This is a genomic window from Sporosarcina sp. 6E9 (assembly GCF_017921835.1).
Lineage (GTDB): Bacteria > Bacillota > Bacilli > Bacillales_A > Planococcaceae > Sporosarcina.
In genome coordinates this window covers 53,132-77,693 of sequence record NZ_JAGEMN010000001.1, presented here as the reverse complement: position 1 = coordinate 77,693, position 24,562 = coordinate 53,132, and the positions used below count along the sequence as shown (strand labels likewise).

26 protein-coding genes are annotated in these 24,562 nt (G+C 37.8%); 15 read left to right on the top strand and 11 right to left on the bottom strand.

Annotated features, from left to right (window positions below; all coding sequences use genetic code 11):
- Positions 1–145: 145 nt before the first annotated feature.
- From J4G36_RS00500 to J4G36_RS00460, 9 genes are all read left to right on the top strand, one after another.
- Positions 146–1,636, top strand: coding sequence for a spore germination protein (locus J4G36_RS00500; protein ID WP_368668703.1), 1,491 nt, complete (start codon positions 146–148; stop codon positions 1,634–1,636).
- A 21-nt stretch (positions 1,637–1,657) separates the two neighbouring features.
- Positions 1,658–2,758, top strand: a complete 1,101-nt coding sequence (locus tag J4G36_RS00495; protein ID WP_246880346.1) for a GerAB/ArcD/ProY family transporter — start codon at positions 1,658–1,660, stop codon at positions 2,756–2,758.
- The gene (locus tag J4G36_RS00490) at positions 2,755–3,894 is read left to right on the top strand and encodes a Ger(x)C family spore germination protein (protein ID WP_210467882.1); all 1,140 of its coding nucleotides are present in this window, start codon (positions 2,755–2,757) and stop codon (positions 3,892–3,894) included. The genes J4G36_RS00495 and J4G36_RS00490 overlap by 4 nt, the downstream gene beginning before the upstream one ends.
- Positions 3,895–3,996: 102 nt before the next feature.
- A complete protein-coding gene (locus J4G36_RS00485) occupies positions 3,997–4,908 on the top strand; it encodes a DoxX-like family protein (protein ID WP_368668702.1) in 912 nt (303 codons plus the stop codon).
- A 1-nt stretch (position 4,909) separates the two neighbouring features.
- Positions 4,910–5,521 carry a DUF4166 domain-containing protein gene (locus J4G36_RS00480; RefSeq protein ID WP_246880345.1) on the top strand — a complete coding sequence of 204 codons (612 nt, stop codon included), beginning with the start codon at positions 4,910–4,912 and terminating at the stop codon, positions 5,519–5,521.
- Positions 5,469–7,094 carry a YndJ family protein gene (locus J4G36_RS00475; RefSeq protein ID WP_246880344.1) on the top strand — a complete coding sequence of 542 codons (1,626 nt, stop codon included), beginning with the start codon at positions 5,469–5,471 and terminating at the stop codon, positions 7,092–7,094. The genes J4G36_RS00480 and J4G36_RS00475 overlap by 53 nt, the downstream gene beginning before the upstream one ends.
- 47 nt (positions 7,095–7,141) lie before the next feature.
- Positions 7,142–7,741, top strand: coding sequence for a branched-chain amino acid aminotransferase (locus tag J4G36_RS00470; protein WP_246880343.1), 600 nt, complete (start codon positions 7,142–7,144; stop codon positions 7,739–7,741).
- Positions 7,738–8,679, top strand: a complete 942-nt coding sequence (locus tag J4G36_RS00465; protein WP_210467879.1) for a TRM11 family SAM-dependent methyltransferase — start codon at positions 7,738–7,740, stop codon at positions 8,677–8,679. Before J4G36_RS00470 ends, J4G36_RS00465 begins: the two co-directional genes overlap by 4 nt.
- On the top strand, positions 8,676–8,912 hold the full coding sequence (locus J4G36_RS00460; RefSeq protein WP_210467878.1) for a hypothetical protein: 237 nt from the start codon (positions 8,676–8,678) through the stop codon (positions 8,910–8,912). The genes J4G36_RS00465 and J4G36_RS00460 overlap by 4 nt, the downstream gene beginning before the upstream one ends.
- A gap of 12 nt (positions 8,913–8,924) precedes the next feature.
- Here the strand turns inward: J4G36_RS00460 and J4G36_RS00455 are convergent, their stop codons facing one another.
- The 5 genes from J4G36_RS00455 to J4G36_RS00435 all read right to left on the bottom strand — a co-directional run bounded on the left by J4G36_RS00455 (position 8,925) and on the right by J4G36_RS00435 (position 13,836).
- On the bottom strand, positions 8,925–10,313 hold the full coding sequence (locus J4G36_RS00455) for a leucyl aminopeptidase family protein (RefSeq protein ID WP_210467877.1): 1,389 nt from the start codon (positions 10,311–10,313) through the stop codon (positions 8,925–8,927).
- 185 nt (positions 10,314–10,498) lie between these two features.
- Entirely contained in the window at positions 10,499–11,329 is an 831-nt protein-coding gene (locus J4G36_RS00450) for an SMI1/KNR4 family protein (protein WP_210467876.1), read from the bottom strand.
- 596 nt (positions 11,330–11,925) lie between these two features.
- The gene (locus J4G36_RS00445) at positions 11,926–12,900 is read right to left on the bottom strand and encodes a proline dehydrogenase family protein (RefSeq protein ID WP_210467875.1); all 975 of its coding nucleotides are present in this window, start codon (positions 12,898–12,900) and stop codon (positions 11,926–11,928) included.
- Positions 12,901–13,099: 199 nt separating this feature from the next.
- Positions 13,100–13,513 (bottom strand): SRPBCC family protein, encoded by a 414-nt coding sequence (locus tag J4G36_RS00440; protein ID WP_210467874.1) that lies wholly within the window; start codon positions 13,511–13,513, stop codon positions 13,100–13,102.
- Positions 13,510–13,836: an ArsR/SmtB family transcription factor gene (locus tag J4G36_RS00435; protein WP_210467873.1), complete on the bottom strand. Its 327-nt coding sequence runs from the start codon at positions 13,834–13,836 to the stop codon at positions 13,510–13,512. The genes J4G36_RS00440 and J4G36_RS00435 overlap by 4 nt, the downstream gene beginning before the upstream one ends.
- Before the next feature lie 383 nt (positions 13,837–14,219).
- Here J4G36_RS00435 and J4G36_RS00430 point away from each other — a divergent pair, with 383 nt between their 5' ends.
- The 3 genes from J4G36_RS00430 (at position 14,220) to J4G36_RS00420 (ending at position 15,482) form a co-directional block, all read left to right on the top strand.
- The gene (locus J4G36_RS00430) at positions 14,220–14,837 is read left to right on the top strand and encodes a hypothetical protein (protein ID WP_210467872.1); all 618 of its coding nucleotides are present in this window, start codon (positions 14,220–14,222) and stop codon (positions 14,835–14,837) included.
- Positions 14,838–14,963: 126 nt separating this feature from the next.
- The gene (locus tag J4G36_RS00425; protein WP_210467871.1) at positions 14,964–15,227 is read left to right on the top strand and encodes a hypothetical protein; all 264 of its coding nucleotides are present in this window, start codon (positions 14,964–14,966) and stop codon (positions 15,225–15,227) included.
- Positions 15,228–15,311: 84 nt separating this feature from the next.
- On the top strand, positions 15,312–15,482 hold the full coding sequence (locus J4G36_RS00420) for a Fe3+ hydroxamate ABC transporter substrate-binding protein (protein WP_210467870.1): 171 nt from the start codon (positions 15,312–15,314) through the stop codon (positions 15,480–15,482).
- Positions 15,483–15,767: 285 nt separating this feature from the next.
- Here J4G36_RS00420 and J4G36_RS00415 read toward each other — a convergent pair whose 3' ends face one another.
- The 5 genes from J4G36_RS00415 to J4G36_RS18795 form a co-directional block, all read right to left on the bottom strand.
- Positions 15,768–17,159 (bottom strand): VanZ family protein, encoded by a 1,392-nt coding sequence (locus J4G36_RS00415; RefSeq protein WP_210467869.1) that lies wholly within the window; start codon positions 17,157–17,159, stop codon positions 15,768–15,770.
- A gap of 81 nt (positions 17,160–17,240) precedes the next feature.
- On the bottom strand, positions 17,241–17,945 hold the full coding sequence (locus tag J4G36_RS00410) for a DUF5694 domain-containing protein (RefSeq protein ID WP_210467868.1): 705 nt from the start codon (positions 17,943–17,945) through the stop codon (positions 17,241–17,243).
- A 48-nt stretch (positions 17,946–17,993) separates the two neighbouring features.
- Entirely contained in the window at positions 17,994–18,185 is a 192-nt protein-coding gene (locus J4G36_RS00405; protein WP_210467867.1) for a hypothetical protein, read from the bottom strand.
- A 151-nt stretch (positions 18,186–18,336) separates the two neighbouring features.
- A complete protein-coding gene (locus tag J4G36_RS00400) occupies positions 18,337–18,942 on the bottom strand; it encodes a hypothetical protein (protein WP_246880342.1) in 606 nt (201 codons plus the stop codon).
- 279 nt (positions 18,943–19,221) lie between these two features.
- Positions 19,222–20,925 (bottom strand): MutS-related protein, encoded by a 1,704-nt coding sequence (locus tag J4G36_RS18795; protein WP_210467866.1) that lies wholly within the window; start codon positions 20,923–20,925, stop codon positions 19,222–19,224.
- Between the two features lie 191 nt (positions 20,926–21,116).
- Here J4G36_RS18795 and J4G36_RS00390 point away from each other — a divergent pair, with 191 nt between their 5' ends.
- The 3 genes from J4G36_RS00390 (at position 21,117) to J4G36_RS00380 (ending at position 23,285) form a co-directional block, all read left to right on the top strand.
- Entirely contained in the window at positions 21,117–21,716 is a 600-nt protein-coding gene (locus tag J4G36_RS00390) for a DNA alkylation repair protein (RefSeq protein ID WP_210470351.1), read from the top strand.
- A gap of 224 nt (positions 21,717–21,940) precedes the next feature.
- A complete protein-coding gene (locus J4G36_RS00385; protein ID WP_210467865.1) occupies positions 21,941–22,264 on the top strand; it encodes a PadR family transcriptional regulator in 324 nt (107 codons plus the stop codon).
- Positions 22,257–23,285: a DUF4097 family beta strand repeat-containing protein gene (locus J4G36_RS00380; RefSeq protein WP_210467864.1), complete on the top strand. Its 1,029-nt coding sequence runs from the start codon at positions 22,257–22,259 to the stop codon at positions 23,283–23,285. Before J4G36_RS00385 ends, J4G36_RS00380 begins: the two co-directional genes overlap by 8 nt.
- A 66-nt stretch (positions 23,286–23,351) precedes the next feature.
- Here J4G36_RS00380 and J4G36_RS00375 read toward each other — a convergent pair whose 3' ends face one another.
- Positions 23,352–24,536, bottom strand: a complete 1,185-nt coding sequence (locus tag J4G36_RS00375; protein ID WP_210467863.1) for a hypothetical protein — start codon at positions 24,534–24,536, stop codon at positions 23,352–23,354.
- Between the last annotated feature and the right edge of the window lie 26 nt (positions 24,537–24,562).

Sequence of the window (24,562 nt, the reverse complement as noted above, 5' to 3'; positions counted from 1 at the left end):
TCAATTACGCGCAATCAAAAAAGAGGTTTTTTCTTATGAAATCAAGATTAAGAAACTTTCACAACTAATCTTGTGATTGCTTTTGTTATATTTTCGCCTCTTCTGTCCCATACTGAATATCATTCTCGTTTAGTAGGAGGTCAAATTGAAAACCAATACACTCTTCCCTTTACAAATGAATGAATTGGAAGTCATTATTAAGAGTAAATTCGAGAATCATTCGGATGAAGATTTACTCTTTTCCGTATACGAACATAAAGGCAAAAAAGTTGCCGTGTTTGGAATTACTTATCTAATAGATACAAATAAGTTGGAAAGTTCTTTATTGACCCCTTTATTAAGTCATGAAGAGGCATGGACAAGTCGTGGCATAATAAACGAAATTCCACTGGGTAATGTAACGACAACAAACTCTTTAAAAGAAGTATTCAACAAGATTATCCTCGGTGAGGTTTTTATATATATTGAAGAGGAAAAAGAAATCGTTTCTTATTCCTTAGCCGATGAAGTAAAACGTAGTTTGGAGAAACCCGAGACCGAATCAGTTGTCATCGGCCCCCAGCTAGCTTTCACGGAGTCGTTATCTACAAATTTAAATGTAATTCGGCAAATTATCCCATCCACTGATCTTGTCATGGAGAAATTTACCGTCGGTCATTCAATCCCTCGCGAAGTCCGACTCGTTTATATGAAATCGGTTGCGAATGACGCGGATGTCAATACGATGCGTCAACGAATTCAAGATTTAGATGTCGCTGAAATAGAAGATAGTACTGCGTTAAAGCAATATATTGAAGATTCGTCGAAGACCATATTTCCACAGTTTTATATAACGGAGTTACCTACCCGTCTTGCCTATACCATCAAGGAAGGTAAAATCGGCGTTTTAGTTGAAAATAGTCCGAACTGTTTCATAGGTCCTACTAACTTTTTCAGTTTTTTCGAATCGATGGAAGATGTTTATATGCGATGGATCCCAGCATCTACGCTTCGACTTATTCGGATGTTTGCAACATTTGCTGCACTTATACTCACACCCTTTTATATCGCTGTCGTTACCTATCACTATGAACTTATTCCAACGGCATTGATTGTTTCCATTGGGCAATCTAGGGCAGCTGTTCCATTTCCACCCATTTTGGAAGCATTACTGATTGAACTCATGATTGAGTTATTACGGGAAGCCGGTGCCAGACTTCCGACAAAGGTCGGACAAACAATGGGGATTGTCGGCGGAATCGTTATTGGACAAGCAGCCGTTGCAGCCGGGCTGACGAGCAACATTTTAATTATTGTTGTCGCGATGAGTGCACTCGCCTCTTTTACGACACCCAGCTATTTGATTGGGACTTCTGTTCGAGTCCTTCGTTTTCCGATGATGGTATTAGCGGGCTTCTATGGTCTAATCGGTATCATGTTCGGAATTAGTTTATTAATCATTCATCTGCTCAGACTAAAATCTATCGGGCGTCCTTATTTGACACCTCTCTATCCACTAAAACTGAAAGATTTCAATAAAGTGTTCTTTCGCTCGCCACCCGATCAAAAGAGCAAACGCGCCACAATGTATCGTCCAAAAGATCATGCGCGATATTCCAAAGAAGAAGCCGTTAAAAAACGTGATATTGAGAAGTAGGTGATGTGATTGAAAGTCAATTTGACGATAAAACCAGGGCAAAGTATACGTGCTTTTTATTTGATCTTTATCATCGTCGGTATTCAAGTTGGTGTCGGTATCTTAGGCGTGCCGCGCTATATTTTTGCAGTGGCTCATCAAGATGCTTGGGTTTCGATCATTATTGCTTTTGCTTACATGCTCATTGTTACATGGGCGATGTTTATCATTTTAAATAAATATGAAAACGCCGATATTTTCGGCATTCAAGTCGATATCTTTGGTAGATGGATTGGAAAATTGCTTGGTACTATTTATCTTCTTTTCTTTATGGTGGAGTTTCTCTCAGTATTGCTAAATTATATTGAAATCGTTCAAGTATTTATCTTTCCAACGATTACTACTTTCATTATGGGCTTATTGTTACTTTTACTCGTTATCTATAGTGTTCAAGGCGGGATTCGTGTCGTGGTTGGCACTGTCTTTATTTTCAGTTTGCTGTCACCATGGATTTTCCTCTTGCTATATGATCCAATCTCGCGAATGGAAGTCACGCACTTTTTTCCAATGTTCGACGCCTCTTTTACGGAATTGCTAAAAGGTGCCCGATCAACTATTTATACTTTTCTCGGATTGGAAATTATATTTGTGATTTATCCTTTTATTGACAACAAAAAAGATGCAAAACTACCGAGTTATATTGGGATATCGATTTCCGCTTTACTCGTTCTGAGTACAACGATTATTTCCCTCGGCTATTTTAGCCCAAATGATTTCAATTTGATTACCTGGCCAGTTTTATCTTTATTTAAATCTGTCTCTTTTTCATTTATGGAACGCTTTGACTATTTCATCATCGCAGAATGGATGATGGTTACCATTCCAACGATGGTGCTTCTAATGTGGATGATTACACACGGGGCGAAACGTCTATATGCCATACCGGAAAACACCACATTATATGTCGTTTCAATTTTATCTTTAATCGTTTGTACAGTGCTCAATAGAGATTTCGAAATTCGAAAAGTTAGCGACATCGTTAATGTGATGGGATTTTGGATTGTATTTATCTATCCGTTACTGCTTCTTCCAATCGTCTTGTTCAAAAAGCGACGTCAGAAAACTAAAGGAAGTACAAAATGAAAAATTTCAAGAAAATAATAATCCTATCCCTTTCCAGTTTTTTACTTGCAAGTTGTGTGGAAACCCAAGCAATCGAAAAAATAGGGATTATTAACGCGCGTGGACTTGACATCACGGATGAGGACTTACTCGAAACTACTTTAGTCACTTTTCAATTTACCCCAGACTCAACAGAGATGACTAAGATATTATCAGGTAAGGCGAAAACAGTTAAAGGTGCAACAGAGAATGCCGGAGATGCCTTTTTATACAAACTTGCCCCTGGTAAGTTAAAACTCTCAGTAATTGGAAGAGATTTAGCGGAAAAAGGAATTTTACCACTATTGGACACTTCTGCACGCGATGCACGAATTCCGGATTTAATGTATTTGTCCGTGAGTGATACGACTGCAAAAGAATTATTATCGATTGATGAAGAAAATATTGCGACAGATATTGGACAGTATTTACATGGACTGATTGCTAACCGTTCAAACGATCATAATATTCCTCGAAAGACGTTACAAGACTTTTTGACGACTTACTATGATGTTGGACAAGATAATGTACTACCGATTTTTGAAATAGAAGAAGACATGCCTAAACTGAGTAAACTTGCATTATTTAAAGGCGATCAAATGATTGGCGAATTAACTAGCGATGAAGCAACGCTCATAAACTTAATGGAGCGAACTGTAAAAGAACACCATTTAGAGGTTACATTACCGCTTGCTCCGTTTAAAGACCACCTTGAAGAACGAGAAAAGAGGCCGCAGGAAACAGAAGTTCAGATGATATTTGTAATAGATAAAGGGCATAGTAAAACAAAAGTATTGGATGAAGATCAATTAGTTTTTCAAACAGACACAACGCTGAGATTACGCTTATTAGAGCAGTCAGCAGGAATCGTATTGAAAAAGTCACAAGTCGGTAAATTGATAGAAAATGAAGTGAAAAAGTACATGGAAGATCATTTTGATAAGCTCTTGGCTAAACTTCAAAAGCTTGAGTCTGACCCTTTTGGTTATGGTCGTATTTATAAAAGCAGCCAAAAAGGGAAGAATTTAACAGTAGAAGAGTGGCGTGAAAGTTTTCCTACAATTGAGGTTAAGTATAATGTCGATGTTGAATTTATCCAGCACGGCGTTATCGATTGAACATGGCGACAGTGTCTAAGACACTGTCGTTTTTTCATTTATTTGAATGGTAACCTTTATACTTATAATTCGTTATAATTAGTACATTGAAAACGATTGGAGGTGCATTGTTTGAAGTCAAAACCAATTTACGTTGAAGTTCCGATTCACTCTAAACTTGATGCCTTATGGGAAGCTTCTCAAAATCCACACTTACATGAACAATGGGATCTTCGTTTTTCCTCCATAACCTACTTGACGAAAAAAGAAAACGAAGCCCAGCAGTTTACCTATACAAGGACAGTCGGCCCTTTTTATAAAGTCGAAGGATGGGGGAAAAGTATTGGCTCGTTTCAAAACGATAACCAAAGAACTTCTTCACTTCATTTTGGTACCCCGCAAAAACTTTCCCCTATTCGTGAAGGTCGCGGGTATTGGAAATATGAACAACTGGATGACTCAGTGAAATTTCTAACGCAATACGATTATGACGTCAATTTCGGTCGAGTCGGTAAAATAGTAGACAAGTTTGTTTTCCGTCCATTGATTGGCTGGGCAACCGCGTTAAGCTTTGACGTGTTGAAAAGATGGCTTGAAAAAGGTGAAACCCCCTCCTCCCAGTACGTCCGTTTTTTCAGTACCTATATGATGACATACGCATTTGCTTTTATATGGATGTATCAAGGGTTGATTCCTAAAATTATCGGCATGCATCCGGCGGAACTTTCGATGATTGGCAATGTCTTTTCGGATAGACATGCATTGTTAGTAGTCATGATAATTGGCTTGTTGGAGGTCTTTTTTGGTCTGTTTTGGCTTTTCTACCGTCGGAAAGATCATTTGTTTCTAGTGCAAATGATTTTGTTTCCATTATTAACAATTACAGCGGTCATTTCTCTTCCTGAAACAGCAATTCATCCATTCAACCCCGTGACGTTCAATCTTTCGCTCATTATTCTTTCCGTGATTGGATTCATGTTATCGAGGGATGTTCCGTCTGCCAAAAGTTGTCTAAGAAAACGACGAGGTGTGTAAAATGATTTTTAAAAAAGTAATGGGTGATGATTTTTCTCGACTGCATCCGATGCTTCAAAAACGGTACGACTTGCCGGCAGGCACTGTTTTCAAAGCCTCTGGAATTATGGATGAAATAAAGGGCGGTCCCAAGTGGCTCTCTCCCTTTTTCCGTATTGGTACAAAGTGGAAACTACTCTTTCCAGAACGCGGAAAATCGATTCCCTTTTCAATCACGAATACGGCTTATTTGACGGATTACGATAAAAGCCATGTTCATTGGGAGCGCATATTTTATTTTGGCAATAAAAAAAGATATTTCAATGCGTTGATGAGTCTTGATGAAGAGCGGCTCGTGATTAAAGATTATTTAGGGGAACCACATAAGGTGTATGCTGATTTAACATTTACAGTGACTCCGGAGGGAGATTTAAAGATTGCCTCGTTGAATCAAAAGCTCGTTCTCGGTAAGTTTGAAATTCCCCTACCGAAATTATTTCAAGGCCTGGCGACTGTGACGGAGAAATATGTGGATGAACTCGAATGCTATCAAATCATTGTTCAAGTGGAGAATCTATTGATTGGAATGGTTTTTTCATATGAAGGGACGTTTTCTGCAGATGAAGATGCGTAACTTTGTACTTATACATAGTTTGCTATTTTTTATTTATATGCTCATCGGTACTGATCATTGGCCATTTCTACTTTTGACAGTTGCGCAATTGGTGTATGTTCCGATTGCTTTACGGCTCGTGATGGTTCCAGGGGATTGGTTGTCGAGGTATTATTGGTATTTTGCAGTGCCTGCATATGTTTCAGTGGTGGTAATTCAATGGGTGCCCTCCCAATGGGATAGCTTTTTAGCTGATGTTTATTTAGTTTTTACCGTTATTATTGCGTGCTACGGGTTATCGCGTTTTATTGACAGAGGGTTTACAAATATTGAAGAGTTTGCGATTGATAGCGGACTTGTTTACCTAGCGCTTGGCGGTGGATGGTATTTTGCCTATGTCGCAGGAATCGACACTGGTTTTACACCATTAATCACGTGGTTGACAGGCATCCATTTTCATTACTCCGCGTTTTTATTGCCAATTTTCGTAGGGTTTTTAGGAAGGCTTTATAAAAATAAATTTTACCGATTCATTTGCTTGGTTATTATCGTATCGCCTATGGTTGTCGCCATTGGCATTACGTTTTCGCGGTGGATTGAACTTTTCTCTGTCATCCTTTACATATTTGGTATCTATGGGCTACTTTATCTCACTTGGAAGACACCTTTTGTTAGTCGCATTCAAAAATGGTTCGTTCGCGTTTCTTTTGCTGCACTTGGGCTTACTATTGTATTTTCTTTGTTTTACGCACTAGGAAATGGGTTCGGAATTGTTTCTGTTTCTATCGATTTCATGTTGCGTTTTCATGGACTGTTGAATTGTGTTTTATTTGCAATGATTGGCCTTATCGGTTGGTCGCTATCTGTTCCAAAAACAACTTTTTCTCCGCGGACATTTCCTGTTAGCAAGATTCGCGGCAAATTTTTAAGTGAAGAGCAATCCGAAATATCAGGACTTGTTGATCGTATGAAAGTATTCGAACCTCAACTCGATTGCCATACACTCTCGCCCAAGGTCATTGATTTCTATGAAAACACAGTGGATTACCGCTTATTTGCCTCTGTAAAGTGGCATGCTTGGTTTATGCCTTTCGCGGTTGTTTACAAGGCAATTAGTCGGAAATTGAAGCAAATCAATTTGCCTTTGCACCGAAGAGAAATTGAAATGACGGGTGTGATTCTTTCAGTAGATGAAGAACTGGATGGTCGTGCAAGTGTTCGTGCGTGGGTTCGAAATGTAAATGGAGAGACTGCTTTTGTCGCGCTTTATTCCATTCATGAAAATGAAGAGCGTACCTATATGAATATCGCATTACCATTGCCTTTTTCAACCATGATTGGTGTGTTGGATTTGATGCAAGATGGACGAGACTTGCGCCTTACAAGTCAAAATCTTAACGCTCCTACTCCAGATGCCGGTATTTATTTGGCTGTGAAGAAAAAGATATTAAAATTGCCGATTGAAGAAGATTTTATCGTTCGGGAAAATAAGGATGGATCGCTTATCGCTACCCATAAAATGTGGATCTTCTCCATTCCATTTCTAACAATAAATTATTCGATTCATCACAATTCAATTGAACGTCCGTTCTAGAAAAACTATGATAGGATAGACTACGGAAGAATAAGGAGTGAAGTTACATGTTGAAAAAACAATTGGAACAATATATAGCAGACCAATTACTAAATGATCCCCAAAAAATCGAATTACATAAAGTAGAAAAAGATTATGCAGAAACGCATCAACTCCTCCCTACTGGCGTTGAAGTCGTTCTAAAAGATGCCACTTCAAATTTTTCAGATGCTTATTTGGAGCGTTGTGAAAAAGAAACAGTGGCGCTTATCATCGTTGAAACACCTCGTTTTTTAGAAGAAAAGATTGATCATCTGAAAACGCATATAAAAGAATTTTTATACGTCGAATCAAAATCATTCGATCTCGTCGGCGTCGATGCTGTTTCTTTAGAAGTCGATGATGTATTCGAAACTTATACAGCGATGTTTGGATTGAAAATGAAAAAGAAATATGAAGCAGCAATTAAAGAATACCTTGATACAAATTTATCTGGTGATGTAGGAAAATATAGTGTAGCTTTCTCTGGCAATGATGGTTTATTTGATATGAATTTCGCCTTGAATTATGCGACTGGCTTTACTGAAGAAATGACATTGCTAGAAGCTTATGACCTCATCTACTCATTTATCTTTTCTATGGTTGCGGAAATCGAGGATGCTGAATGACCAGTTCTAAATTCGTTTATACTTATGTCCGACATGGGGATGAATACGACTTATGCCAATTGGAAATGCGTTCTTTTTTTGGGTTTGATACGCAGTCGAATGTGTTGTTAAGCGATAAGAAGATCAATCCGAGTCGCAGTCCGTTTATGAAAGAGCGACTTGAAGTGTTATACGATGCGGATAGTTGGGAAAGTCTGGTCCAACAAGTTGCGCAACTAGATGTTTCAGGAACAACTTTTAAAGTTGTTTGTATGAATACAATGGTATTAGACGGAACGGAAAAGATGGAACATGCGGATCGACGCAAAATCGAGCGTGAAATTGGCTTACAGATTAACGGTGAACCGGATTTGTTTCACCCTGAAAGCGTTTATGGATTTTTGGTACTGGATAAACACTGGTATTTCGGGAAGTACGTTGAGAGCGAATCGGTTTGGTTTCGTCACCAGAAAAAACCGCATAGCTATTCCACCGCTTTGAGTACGCGTGTCGCTAGAGCTGTAGCAAATATTGCGGTTCCAAATCCTGATGGGTTAAAAGTGATTGACCCATGTTGCGGAATTGGAAATGTGCTTGTTGAGGCGCTTTCAATGGGAATCGACATTATCGGACGGGATATTAACCCGCTTGTAATTAAGCCTGCGAAAGAGAACATTGCATACTTTGGCCTTTCTGGTGATGTGGAACACGGTGCGATTGCAGATGTTATGGACAAGTATGATGTCGCGATTATCGATATGCCGTACAATATTTTTTCAGAAGCGACACCTGAAGATCAACTGGATATCTTGCGTCAGGCGCGACGGATTGCCGATAGGGTTATTGTTGTGACGATTGACACGATCGATCATATGATTGAAGAAGTCGGATTTACGATTTCAGACCGCTGTGAAGCGAAAAAAGGATTATTTGTAAGGCAAGTGCTTGTTTGTGAGTGAATTGTTGGACCGCGCTGGTTGATGGCGCGGTTTTTTTTGTTGGGTTTGGTTGGATTGGTGTGTTGTTTAGTCGTTTAAGATGGGTTTTGGTCGTTTTGATGGCGTTATGGTCGTTTCGTTCGCGCTTTAGTCGTTTACGACGGGGTTATGGTCTTTTCGTGGGCGGCTTTAGTCGTTTCATCAAGTATCCGATGTATTTTCAATCTAAAAAAGTGCTCAGTCATCCAGACTGAGCACTCCCCTAATTATTTCGAAACAAATGTTGTAAAGTCAGCTAATAGTCTTGCACCATATCCTGTTGCAGATTTTGCATAGTAGCCAGATGCTTTGCTTTTGTCCATGACGCCCGCCATGTCGACGTGCAGCCATTTGCTTTCTTTCGGTACGAAGCGGCGGAGGAATAGACCTGCTGTAATGGAACCTGCCATGTTTAATGAACTGATGTTGTTCATATCTGCATAATCGCTATCTAGTGAACTTTCATAAGCTTCAACTAATGGCATTGGCCAGATAAAGTCACCGTTTTGATCGCCAATTTTCTTCATTTCAGCAGATAGTTCCTCATCTCCGAAGACGCCGCCTAATTCAGTTCCAAGTGCATTCCCAATTGCACCTGTTAGTGTTGCGATATTCACGATATACTCCGCATTTAATTCGCCTGCACGGATCAAGGCATCTGCTAAGATGAGACGACCTTCTGCATCAGTGTTTCCGACTTGAACTGTCAAACCATTTTTATAAGTGATGACTTCGCCCGGAAGAACTGATGTATTATCTGGCATGTTTTCAACCATTGGAATTAAAACAACGACGTTCGCTTTCGCTTTTGTTTTCGCAAGCAAGGTCATCGCGCCTGCAACCGCTGCAGCGCCGCCCATGTCCATACGCATATCGCTTAAGTCTTTACCACTCTTCAAGCTGATGCCGCCTGTATCGAAAGTGACGCCTTTTCCGACCAATGCTACGAGTGGTTTCGATGCGTCGCCTTTATAAACGAGTTCTACGAATGCTGGTTTATATGTACTTCCGCGACCGACAGTCAGTACACCGTTCATTTCCATTTCTTCAAGTTTCTCTTTATCTAACACATTCACTTCAACGTCTGTGTCTTCAAATTGCTTCTTCAAAACTTCTGGAAAAGTTTCTGGATTTAAGACGTTAGAGACTTCATTCATCAAATCGCGTGAGAATGCAGTTGCTTCTGCGCGAATCTTCCCTGTCGTAACGGCTGATTGGACTGACTCGTCCCCTTCAACTTCTAGCGCTGTATTGAATGCTGTGACACTTGGTTTGTACGTGACAAATTGATAAGCGCCGAGTTCCCAACCTTCGACAAATGCAGTTAGAACAGCTTCTTTCTCCAATTCTGCAAAGCCAGCTGCAATATCATCAGCTACTGCAACCGCAGTTTCAACTTTCCGGCTGCCTAAGTCACGTGAAATATTTCCAGCAGTTGCCCGAACCTTTTCCAAACTTACAGGTGTTTTCTCATCGTTTTTTACGACCACATAATGTTCATCATTCAGTAATACAGAACAATGTCCAGCTGGACTGTTTTTCACGAAATTCTTTACTGTTTCATTTTCAGCAATTGCTGAATTGCTTTCGAAAATAACTTTTACTACATTCGACATTCATAAATTCCCCCATAATCGTGTTGACAAATTCTATCTGAAAATTGCCTACACTTATTATAACACTAGCAGACGGTTTCATCTATTAGCTTAGTGTATTAAAACAAAAAAACTGACTAATAGACCAACGGGTTCTCTTGAGATGTATACGCGCCTGTAGTTCAATTAAAAAATACTTAATCATTTTAATTTATATAATTTAGTATACTTGTGTAGTATTTTCTAACTTCGACAGACTCGTGATTTTTAATTTTTTCGGCTAATGAAACTAACGAATCCTTATTACTGATTTTTTGTTCCGTGTTGGCAATCTTCTTCATCATGTAAGCCATCACTTCCGGTGCTATGAATTCATCTGGATTGTCCATAACAATAAGGGCTTGTGACACTAACCAATCAAAATCACAATCAGCTACAGAATAATATAAAAAACTGTCTGTGATCAAGAATGGATCATCACCCTGTTCAACCACTCTCTCAAGTTGCCCCGTTGTATAAGAGCTTTCTGAAATTAATTCAAACTCATTCACTTTACCATCTCGAAAAAGTTTATCTATAAACCCTTTGAAATTATTCGCTACTATTATTTCAAAATTTTCTTCTGTATCTATGAAGGTAACACAAGGATCCTCTTTTTTTTGCCGGTAATCTAGAAAAAACCAACTATGTCCATCTCCACTAATTAAGACAATATCGTTAGGCAAACCCCATTCTTTAATCATATAAGGAGTAATAAGGATCCCTTCATTTTTCCTACTACCAATACCTAGAAGATGATCCGCAATCACATTCTTCTTATTAATCTTGAAAGAGTTTTTAAATAATCGTCCACCATTTTGAGTTCTCATTAATTCAACATAAAAATCTGGTAGTATTACTTTTAAACTTTTTTCTGCTTTTATTAATAAATTCTGGGTCAATTCTTCTAATTCATATTCGTCGAATGGTTCGTGCTCCCAAAGTCTATCACCCATAACAAAATCACCTTTTTCCTTCATTAAAAAAAGAACTGCCATAAAGCAGACGGATCTAACCAATTTGATCCGAATGCAAGGCAACACTTATTCAAGTATTGCACCCGTTAACCTAACAAACTATCCCTCTTCTTAATACCAATAGCCATTAAAGTAACCCCTATCCAAAGGACAATAAAACCTGGTATAAAAAACCCCTCTACTAAGTACAAACCTATGAAAAACAAGCAAAAGCTTATAAAAAATAAAGCTAGACCAATCTCAATATACCTCACTTAAATCACTCTCCTTCTTGTGCAATCTTTATTAGGCAATTGTGGCCTGTTTATAGAAGAACCAAATTTCATTCCTTGGACTCTGTGAACGAAACCTTCGAGTTATTTAATAGCGGTATTAACACATACATTAGCAGACCTACAATAGAAATTGAAATCCTGCTATAGGCTTATCAATAGAGCGTCTAAATTAGGTGTGTTGAATTCATAAATGTTGATACACTGGCAAAAAGAAAGAGTCCAATTCGTATGCGAATTCGGACTCTAATTGTGTGTTAAATTTATGTTTTGTATCACTCAACTGAACGGGTTACCATTGCAGTTTTGTGTCTCTTTACATAAGTTGTTTTGCTCGTTGTTAATTTATTTTTTCTTTGTGAGTCTTCCTAGTATAAACGCACCCGCAGCAAGACCAATCATCGTATTCGTTTTCTTTGTGAAGACTTGTTTCACGACAAGGTTCAAGTTTTGTGGGCGTTCCGCAAGTCGTCTCATGAAGTAGCCGTACCAATCATCTCCAAATGGTACGTAAACGCAGAAGTTATACCCTTCCTGCGCCAACTCCTGTTGCATATCTGTTCTAAAACCATACAGCATTTGGAATTCAAATTTATCGTTTGAAATGTTGTGTTCTTTAACAAATTGTTTTACATGATTAATGACATGATGATCATGTGTTGCAATCGATGTAAACTTACCATTCAATAGATGCCACTCGATTAACTCGATGTAATTTTCATCAATCACGGATTTTTCTTGGTAAGCGATTTCAGCCGGCTCCTTATAAGCACCTTTTACGATTCGCAAACGGAAATCCTTATATTTTTCGATATCTTCTTTGGCTCTAAAGAAATAGGCTTGAATAACAGTTCCGATATTGTTAAAGTCCTTTGATAACGTTTCCAAAATATCAAAAGAAGGTTGAAGACGTTCGTGATCTTCCATATCGAAGTTTACGAAAATATTATATTGATTCGCTTTTTCGACAATTTCTCTTAAGTTTTCATAACAAAAGTTATAATCGATATCAAGGCCTAGTTGTGATGGCTTTAATGAAATATGTGCATCCACGCTATGCGTATGAATCGCTTCAATTACATCAAGAATGCTATTTTTCGCCTCGGTTGCTTCTTCTCTTTCATAGACAAATTCGCCTAAATTATCGACAGTACAAGAAATTCCTGCCGCATTCAGCTTCTTAATACTTTCAATTGTTTCTTCGATATTTGTCCCCGCGACAACGTTCTGAGCACCCATTTTAAGTCCATACTTTTTAGCAGCACTATTCAAAAGTTGGTTTTGGGATAACTCCATAAAGAAATTTCTTACTAAAGCCATTGTCATACCCCTTACTTTATAAGTAATTGTAATATATTTTTTCCTACTCTTAATAATATAGCTTCGACTCGATATTTCAAACCTTTTTGTCCCATTGATCATAGGATATACATATGAATCGTAAGTCTTCAAATGATGATGAAAGAGGCCGCCATTTTGACTAATGGCGGCCTAACGTATTTCGGATTAATATATTTTATTACTCAGCTAACACTTTTTCGAGCTTGTTCGCCATACTTGTCCAGCCATATTTAGCTCCTTCAATGGCTCCTTCGGTTGCTTTTGTCGCATCACTAAATCCAGATTGATCAAGATGCAGATGAACAGTTCCATCCGAATCCTCTTTCAATGTCCATGTAACAGTAGTCGTTTCTCCGGCACTTGCCCATGTGTATGATAATCGATGAGGCTCGTCTACTACAAGCACTTCGCCGTCTACAATACCGTCCCACCATTCGGAAGGCTCCGCTCGAAACTGAAATTTATGTCCAACAACCGGTTTAAAATCATTATCCCAAATCCATTCCGCAAGCATATCCGATTCCGTTAATGCCTTCCATACTTGCTCGATTGAACTTGTAAATTGAAAATCTAATGATACATCTGGTTTCATTTCTTTTCCTCCAATAATTGATGTAATTTGGTCATTCTTGCTTTCCAAAAATCTTCATAAAATGCTACCCAATCTTGAATCTCTTGCAACGGCGCGGCATTTAACCGATACCTCGTTTCTCTACCGACCTTTCGAACACTGACAAGATGGGCATCCCTAAGGATGGTTAAGTGTTTAGATACTGCCGTGCGACCCATTTGAAAATGAGGGGTTAATTCGTGGAGGGGTAATTCCTCAACATCTGACAGTATTTGAATTAACTTTCGTCTTGTCGGATCCGCAACAGCCTCATAAACATCTCTTTTTGGTCCTGTCCTGTTCACAATCACTCCCCCCTGACTTGCATAACCAACATGCGACACTGAACGGTGTCGTATCTTGGTTTTATAATACGACACTAAATGGTGTCTCGTCAAGTGGAGGAATTATAACGAAAGAAAAAGCCTGGATTGGTTTGGAACTAACCCGTTCAATTCACTGGTATAAAAGTTAAAATAACAAGCGAAATAACAACGAATTAAAACAACTATTAGCATCGCAATTAGCGGTGCTATTTCATTTTAAAAAGGGTTTTTGTGGTAATTCCGGTATAATGGCAGTAGGATTAAGTATATATTCAGTATTCAACAATCGGGCCAGTTTATGGGGAATGTTTATGAAAAAATTCGACATTTATAGGCTGATTAATTTGTAAAGGGAGGGCGTAATGGTATTTTCAACAATGATTTTTGGTTGGATAGGAATTTTAATATTTTTAACGATTATTTTTAGGTTCCAAAAGATGATTAAAAGTAATGAGTATGCTTTTATACATTTATTAATGGCAATAATGTATGCAGTTTGGCTACCATTACCATTTGTACTATTTCAATTGCTAGATTCAGATGTTCTGTTAGTAGGAACTGTGTTTGGTTCAGTATATTTAATTATGTTAGTGATTGGTATGGTTCTGCAAACTGGTCATTTAGCATTTATAACAAAGCATAACGAAAATGGTGCAATTACTGATAGCCAAGGAAATCATATGATGGCGACATTATCCCATCCATATGAAAGTTTAGTGAATGTTTTTAAATGTATATGGGCTATATTTTTAGGTATAACCTTTTGGCAAAATGAAGAAATATTAATGGCAGGTTTGATGTTTTTATTTGGATTATTCATTTTTTATTATCTATTTATCATTCTAGATGCGAGTTTAATAAAAAGAATTAAGCTGTTTACAATAATGAAGCCAAATACATTTCTTGTTAATTTTGAAACTCTGTTTTTCTTTATATCTTTGATGATTTATCTAACCTTCAAATTATTAAAGCTTAATTAATATTTGTAAAGCGTTCTGCAATCGGGCGCGATTGTTGCACAAATTTTATGCCATTAACGGGCCAGATTGCGGAATAGGGGAAACCAAGGGTAAGTTTGTAATTCATAATCGTAGGGGTGAACGAAATTGGAGAAGAAAAATAATAATGGGGTTCTCATATTTCTAGGTATTTGTATTCTTTTTGCTGGAGGATTTATAGGAAGTGGTCTTGGCGATGTGGCGGAGAGTGTTAGTATTAATCAGTCCTATGATGGAGAAAGTGACTCATATAGAGTGGTTGTGCAAGATGGAATTATTTATATGTATGACATAACTACAGGACAAGTTTGGAGAAAGGCCGATAATTCCGATTCCAAATGGGAAGAAGTCGACGACTTGTATAGTGATTAAATAAGAGGTGCCTCAAACGGGTGCGATTGTTGCACAAACTTTATGCCATTAACGGGCCAGATTGTTATATAAGGAGGTAGCCAATTGTTTAAACGTAAGTTGTATTGTTCTAATTGTAGTCGTGAAGTTCAACCAGGAGAAGAAATATATGCAAAAATGAAAGTGCCACAATATGCAGGGATGGTAGAAATTAAAGCTTATTTGAAAAACGAGAGCAAAATCCTTTGTACAGATTGTTCTAAACCAAAAGAGTGAACAAAGGCAGCTATCCGGCGCGATTGTTGCATAAGAAATTTTAAGAACACAACTTTAACCAACAAATTAGCAGCGGCTTTAACGTATGTATTAGCCGCCCAAAGCTGTTTTCTTTTGAATCAAAAGGTTGATGGATAGGCAAAACAAAGATACCTAATTCATATGCGAGCTAGGTAACTTGGTTGTTTAATTGCGTTTTTGTACCGCTCAACTGAACGGATTTGTTTTGGAACGAAACACATATGATGTGTATTTCTCCAACGCTTTCTTAACTCCTCTCAATGACTAGATTCCTGGAACTAAAATAATCATATCCATCTCATCTACTGTACTTTGAAAGGCATAAACAGGTTGGTAATAGCTTTTGGAATCTAAATAATAGCTGACCCATACTTTATGGATTTGTAAGCTATCAATCTTGTTATTCTCAGCGTAAACTTGAAACTTCCCTACCAAAATTTCTTGATACGCTTCTTGTTCACTCTTTATTTGAACGTCTCGAACTTTGTCGTAGATAACTAACTGATTCTCGATTTCCTTCACCGTATGATCATTGTAATAACTTGCCTTTACAGCACCATCTATCAACTGGTTTTTCATCACTTTTTTATCTACTGTCCACTCATACACGCCAGTATCACTTTTTTGAAACTTGGCTTCCTGAGGAATTTCAATGCCGAATTTCATTAAATTTTCTTCCAAAGTTTCTTCATCTACATCTGTAAGCTTTATACCCGGGTCCAGGATTGAAAAATCCGTGAAACTGTAGCTTCCATCCAGGAATTGGAATGACATATTATATGAATTCTCGCCATTAATTCGATACATCGCTAAATCTGGATAAGAAATATCCTCCATGTCTGAAGGACCTTCCTGTATGCGTCCAAAAAAATCCTGAACAAATTCGTCAGCGGCACTCTTTGAATAGCTTGGTGCCTTATAAATCGGAACCGTCTTACCGCTGTCGTTCAATTCTACATTCGTCGTAATTGCGGCTGGTCTCATATCAATTTTATGAGTTGGCACAATGGAAAGGTTCCCAAACTCCTTCGAGTGATAATACGTAAACATGCTCCCTGAAAAGATAATCACTAGCAATAAAGGGGATAGGTAGTAAAAGAATCGCTTTATTTTTTTATCTTTTATGCTAATAAAGCCCATGGTAATCCCATATCCAATGGTTGCCCCCAGAAAATTATTAAATAAATCATCCACTACAAAATTACCGTAACCCGTTATTAACTGAACACTTTCAATGGATAGCGTAAATAACGCGGCTCCCCCGATTGTCCATACAGCTTTTCGAAAGCGTGGATGCAACAGCGGGAATAAAATGCCGAAGGGTACGAACATGAATATATTTAAATAGATGAACTGCCAATGTCGAATGCTAAACTGATACCAAGCTTCACGGTATGAAGAAAATAAGGATAAGTCTATCCCGCTATGATAGTTAGGTCCCCTGATCAAAAAAGTCACGCCAATCACCATGATGACATAACCCATAAACATGCCCAGCAATAGCATCTGTTTTTTCGGAAGCGTTCTCTTCCCTTTGAATAGTCTTTTATAAACAATGAAATAGATTAGAAAATAGATCATTCCCAAAGCAATTACTGCTAATAATGCCAAAGAAAAATATTCCCTAACGATGCCGATGATTTCTTCTAACCTCATTTTTTTCTCCTTCATCTATAAGCAGAATAAATACTTGTAGAATTTCATTAGTATGATCTTGTAAAGTCAACATTTTTTAATTTAAGATAGATAGTTTAGCGGTCGGACAACCTCACAAATTTCACTCTCTTCTAGAAATTTGTTCACGATAGTTGAATGCGAACTGCCTACTAAAAATAAAATACTTTCCTCTTCCGAATCAATCAGACGCGTTAAATTAGCGAACATAATTAAGTTTCTTTTGTACCACCAGCTTAACCACTTCATGCCAATATTGTTATTAACATCGCCTATACGGGCCATATTTACATACATTCTATGCAACATGTTAAGCCAAGAGGGCTCATTTAGTTCTTGATAATAGTCCACTATGCTTTTACTTTCCGTTAATTCAAGTATAGAAAGCCCCTGATATATTTCACTTAAAAGTTCTGGTTGATTGTCTTGCGCCCACTTCTCAACTTCTCCATATTCCATCTCAGCCTCACCCATCCAATCGGTTGGATAAATCCAATTATGCCCCAGCTTTAAACCTAAACGAAAGCCTACTTGATAAATTTCATTCATTTCCAATTCATATGTACCCAATTTGTATTGTTTATATTTTTCATTATAAAATTCACCATCTTCCGGTACCATTTCAACTGCAATTTTTGTTGGCTTAAAACCCGCTAGTTTAGAGACCAATTCCTCAATTTCAACTTGCCTCTTCTCTGCATATAAGCCCTCATGTTCCGACATATGAAAAGTTCCAAGTACAAGAACTTTCGCCTTTTCCCATTTCACTACTGAATTCCCCCTTTAAAGTGGTCCAATTTGAAAGAAGATAAATGATTAACTTCTTTTATCTTCTTTCAATTCCACTAACCTCTGTGATAATTCATCCATTTTTTGAAGTAATAACTCATCACTGCGATTTTTCCTTTTCATGAACAGAATTACCGTGATTAATAAGTAAGCGACGAATACAAAAATAAAAATATAGACAAGGAAAAATATAATGGGTACAAATGAAAACAAATCCAATTCTTCACCCCCTTTTTTATTTATTCGTTCATCATAATACTTTTTGGATTAGAATATCGTTTTCAATAAATAACTTTGCCAGATCTTTAAACAAATCGATATAAATATTTTACTTTTTATATGCAACCTCCACGTTTCTCCAAAATGGAAATTAAAAAGCAAAGGGACTTATTCGTTTAACAATAAACATAACCACGAATGACAAAGTAACAATGACCGCCAATTGTTTTGGTTCCTTGTAAAAGATCCTACATAAAATGACATACATAATGAGTTCTTCCACATAACTTAAAGACATATAAAAGAAACCTACTCCCAAAGAAAGGCTTAGCATTAATCCCATAGGTAATGCCGGTAAGCTATTAGCCGGACGCATACTATTTTTCGCTTGCCAAACAATGATTGCCAGAATAGGAGACGCTAGTGCAATACTGCCCCAAAGTAAAAAGTAGCTGGTTGGGAAAAATCCAAATAAATAAGCTGAATATAAATAATAACTGATGAGCATTCCTAAAAAGAAAACGAACGTATTCAATGCAGCTTTACTGAGCGTTTTACTATATGCGGCAATAACGGTTGCTATCAAAACCCAAATACCTAACCTCGTAAATAAATCCCCCAGGTAAGATAGAATGCTCATCCACCAATTCTCATCAATAATTGCAATGGTATCTAGATACTTGGATATCACGCCTAAGACTACACCTAAGGCGAAATATGCAATAAAATCTGGGGTTTTGTTTTTTAATTTACCCATTCCGACACCTCAAAAGGAAACTGCTTGTTGTACTTACTTCAACAAGCTATCTATTCCTGTTTTCTTTCTGAAATTCTGTTCGCGTCAGTATTTTTAAATGCTTTGATGCCAACTACAATCATAGATAATAAATTTAAAGAAAAGAATACTAAATAATAGGTACTTGTAGACCCCTCTAACAGATAGGATCCATATCGCAAAGTGTTAATTCCTAAGACAACCAATAACAATACCAACGTTTTATTATTCATTCTTCGTTACCCCCTATTAAGAAAAAAATTAGTTCTTATCCGAAAAAGCACGCGATTTGCTCAACTCATCCCCTTTGATTTCCTCCCAATTTCGCCATTCCGTAAAGTGTTTTGCCAAGTTGTTCGCGTTCTCTGTAATGCTTTCCGGATAGGCAAGTATTTCAAGAAGTTTAATGGCATTTCGGGTTCGTGACGGTCCATCATGAATTTTATAGTCAAACAGTACCTCGCCATTTTCAATGGATTCTCTGAAATGATAATTTGTGTAGATTGTTCTAGTCATTTCGGTCAGTTCGATATCATGTGAGGCAATAAGATTCATGCCTTTATTCGAAGCCAGCCATTCCATCATTGAGGCCGATGCAGCAATTCGTTCAATCGTATTCGTTCCTTTTAATATCTCATCGATAAATGAAATGACCGGTTTTCCTTCTTCAATCAGTTTAATAATCCGCTTAAGTGATTTTATTTCAGCTATAAAATAACTATCTCCGTCCAATACATTATCCTGAATCGCCATTGAAGTAACGATATAGCTAGGTTTCATCGTCCACTTTGTAGCCAGCACTGTATGAATTGTCTGCGCCAAAATTGCGTTGATCGCGACTGCTTTAATATAGGTTGATTTCCCGGAAGCATTAGATCCTGTAACAAGTGTGCTTTTACCCAAAGTAGATGTGTTCGTGACTGGATGAGAGATAAGTGGATGTGCTATATTTTCGAATAGAAGATTTTCATCTTCAATAAATGCTGGCCTACAATAGGTATCAAGCGATTTGCGGTAAAATGCAACTGCAATCGCTGCATCCAACTCCCCTATCCGCTCCCATACTTGACGATACGCTTCTTTATGATCGGTTATTGTTTCGATAATTCGATTGTATGCGATGAAATCCAGCATGAATAACATGCGGATATATTCAGATACGAAATCAAATTCCCCGCCACCACCAGTGGAAACCATCTTTCCCCAAAATGAGATTTTCTTAATCGGTTTGAGATTATCCTTAATATCCTTCACATATGCTCCGAGCGCAGGGTGATTAATTGTTGTTAATTTTTTGCCTGTATTAATAATCGCCGCCGCGTATGTAATTGAAAACATCTTGTTTTCTAATCTGTTTTTATTGCGATAGTAGACTAGCATATTAATCGTAAATGTAAGAATTAGACTTACAATGCCGTACTGTAAACTAAAAAACATCATGGCAACTGAAGCTATTGGCAGTAGTGCTAGTAAAATGTAAAGATACGAATGATCAATTTTTTCGTGATGATGTTCGTGGAAAAAAGAAGACGAGTTCGTATAATTTAATTTTCCAAGACCTGACAGAGTAAGTAGTACTTGTTCCCTTAACGCCTGGTCGTTTGCCAGCAAAAAGTAAAGTTCTTCCTGTTCATTTATCCCTTCAAGTTTCGGATCAATATCACGAAGTTGATTGAATAAATATTCTGAGCCAACTGTTGACTGTGTATAGTTAAGCTTATGGAAGATTTCATCCATCGCTAAATCATCCCAGGTTAGCTGATCTACCCCGAAGTAACTTTGGCTACTGTTCTTCTTATTCGACCAGTAAGAAGATATAGATTTCAGATCTTCACTTAAGGCGTGGAACTCACCTGTTTTCCATTCTCTACGCAATTTTTCTAGCTTTTTCTTATTTCTGGTTAGGAAATGATAAGCCATAAAAATAATAACGCTGGTAACAATAATGACTAACGGATCCCCCACCTATAATGCCCCCCATTCTCTCTATTCACTTAGCTACTATTACGATTGAACTGTCTGAAAGTTTCATGTTACTTCATATATGATACACTTTCGGTAATAAGTTAGGAGTGGGATGATTGAAAAAAGCATGGGATTATAAAGGAATCGTTGAAAAATTTGAGGCGAATCGTAATGTGGAACAAGCTGGCCCTATGGCGGCGTATATGAAAAACCATTTCACTTTCCTGGGAATCAAAAGTCCGCTTCGTAAACAATTACTACGCGAAGTTTTTGTGGAATATTCATTGCCGGAACCTGATCAGTTGTTTGAGGAAGTGTGGAAACTGTATGAACTACCTGAACGTGAATACCAGTATGCGGCATTTGCATTGCTTGAGAAAATGAAGAAACACTTGTCCGCTGAAGATTTACCCGAATTACGTAGGCTAATCGAAACGAAGTCTTGGTGGGACAGCGTGGATTCAATTGCACCGAAGTTTGTTGGCGACATTGTGAAAGCAGATCCTGAACGTGGTGAAAAAGTGATGCTGGAATGGGCTCAGTCCGATAATATGTGGACGAATCGTGCTGCGATTCTCTGCCAATTAAAATTTAAACAGGCGATGAATACGGATTTATTATTTGAGATAATCCAGCGACATCTGGATTCCAATGAATTCTTTATCCAAAAAGCGATTGGCTGGGTTTTGCGAGAGTACGCCAAGACGAATCCAGAAGTCGTGAAAGCATTTGTAGCCGAACATCCGTTGAAACCGTTGAGTAAGCGTGAAGCGTTGAAGCATTTTAAGTGAAAAAACCTTTGAATAATAGCGACGGGTTCAGTTTTAGTTGAGAAATTAAGCTCAGATTAATTTCTGGGCTTTTTCATTCATTTAGCAGAAAACCACCATACAAATAAATATTTTTTATAACAGTACCTTGCATTGAATAGTACTGTGTGATATATTTATGTTAACAGGTACTCCTCATGAGGTAGTACTATTCATTAAACAGTATTGAAAGGAGCGGAAGAATAATGAATGTACAATTTAAAAAAGGCGTATTAAACCTATGCGTTCTCGTTCTTTTAGACAAACAGGACCGCTACGGCTACGAACTCGTTCAAAAAATATCTAACCAGATTTCCATCTCAGAAGGATCAGTTTATCCGTTACTTCGCCGTTTAACAAAAGAAGGTTATTTTACAACCTATCTACAAGAATCCTCTGAAGGTCCCCCGAGAAAATACTATAAATTAACGGATACGGGCCGAACTTATTTACACGAGCAATTGGTTGATTGGCGAAACTTCACTGAAGGCGTCAATACATTAATCGAGGAGTGTGTGCGAAATGACTGAAAACCAATTTATAAGTGAACTTGAAACGGCTATAAATCGCTTACCCGAAGAGGAACGAAACGATATTCTCATTGATATCCGCGAATATTTTTCAGATGGACGCGAGGACGGAAAAACAGACGATGAAATTGCTTCTTCCCTTGGGTCTCCTGCAAAAATAGCTGCTGACCTTCTCGATTCATATCCATTTGTTCAAAATGAAACACCTGCGAAAATAAGCGATGAATACATTACAATTACAGATAACAGCTATACAAATGTCGATATCGATGTTCAACACGGCGCACTTTTTGTTAGACCCGCTCACGATACGACAACGACTGTGGAACTCATCGGCTCGAATGAGAAACTTGAATTGACTGCGCAAGTAGTCGGCGATACTTTAGTTGTCCGGTTGAAAAGTTTACGTCATTGGTTATTAATGTTCAATTTTAATATGAAAGCAGTGACTCTTAACGTGTTTATTCCAAAGAAGTTGTACCAAAAGTTTGCGATGAAAACGGATAATGGCCGTATTGACGCTACTAAAATTATTGGGAAGACTGTAACTGCAAACACGGACAATGGACGCATTCAACTAAAAGAAATTGCTGCCACTTCCCTAACAGCCGAAACAGATAATGGCCGCATTGACCTAGAAAATGTTCAAGTGGATCATGTCAGAACGAAGACGGATAACGGACGAATTGAAATGAGCCATATCGATGCCGAAAGTATCGGTGCCGAATCGGATAACGGGCGAATTGTGCTTGAACATGTAAAAGGTTCCGTTGTGGGAATTACAGACAATGGACGAATTATTTTACAAACGGAAAATCTAGATCGGAATATCGATTTGAAAACAGATAATGGCAGTATTTTGGTAGAATCAAGAATGGAACCAACGAACGTTTCCATCCATGCCAAAACAGGTCATGGTCGTGTAGATATTTTTGGGGATAGTAACTCGCGTACAGTCATTGGCGCTGGGGAAAATACCATTCGATTGAAATCAGATAATGGAAGAATCACAGTTAAGTAGCAACTTATTCAATCAATAAAGAGCAGATCCTCTTATTACAGTTAAGCGGAACTGCTCTTTTTTCTATTAGTTTTTAATGACCATATCTAGCAAATAATGATATTCAATCGGAATTTTATGAATCAGATCGAAGTTCGTATTATCGATGACTAGCAAATTCCCTTTCTTATCATCGCCTGCCCCTTCTACAATATAGATGCTATTATTTTTATGATCTTGATATAAAATTTTGTAATCGTTAGCTGGATTCAGATAGTCTTTTTCAAGAAGGTCGAATTTCGGTTCTTTCGATAAAGTTAACAAACCGAGCGTCGTTTTTCCGTCTTGATGGATACCCTGTAAAGCCACTTCTTCGTTTAACATTAGAAATTGACCAGCACTGTAGTAGATATCTTGTTTCGGCAAGTCTTTGTACGGTTCGTATGTTTCATACGCTAAATCTTTGTCCATAACGAATAGTTCACCCGTATCTGCGAGAATATAAGCATGTTCTTCTGTCGTGAAAATCGGTGCAAATTCAACCGCTTTTCTATCGAAGTTCATATACTCTGCAGTGCCCTTATTAGGGTCGGCAATCGCAATAAATGTATTCTCCGGGATTCCAGCATCATTCACCTGTCCGCTTCCCGCGTAAATAAAGTTATTGTTGAATTGTAAGATAGGTGACCAATCCGGCGCACGTCCATATTCCGTTTCATAGCTTTTTTCCTCAGTGAAATTGGAGATTGACATTTTAAAATCACCGGTTTGACTATTGTAATCCTGGTCCCCTGTTTTATGAGATGCGATTGTGTTGAATATAACATCCGTCCCATAATGCATGATATGATTGACACCAACATTGTGCTGAAAGTATGTCAACGGAACTTGTTCAAATTTCTGTTTAGACATGTCATACGTGTAGTAAAAATCTTCTACCACTGCTTCACCGAAAAGAGAGATATATAATCGATTAGGATCATTTGGCTTTTGGTGAATGGCTGCACGTCTGAAATCTTCGTCTTTAATTTCAAACTCTTTCATCACTTCTCCAGTTTCCGAAACTTCTTTCACTAACGTAAACCCTTGAGACACACGATGATCTGACGGATACATTAAATAATAATGACCATCTTCAACAGTAAAGTTTTCAATCCCATTAATGACACTTCGCGTACTCGCTTCGCTATGACTTTTAAACACTTGAAAAATAACAATAACTGCCGCGAGTACAACTAAGCATAATGCGAATAAACCTAATCTCTTGTTCATTATTCAGCCTCATTCCAATAATCTAG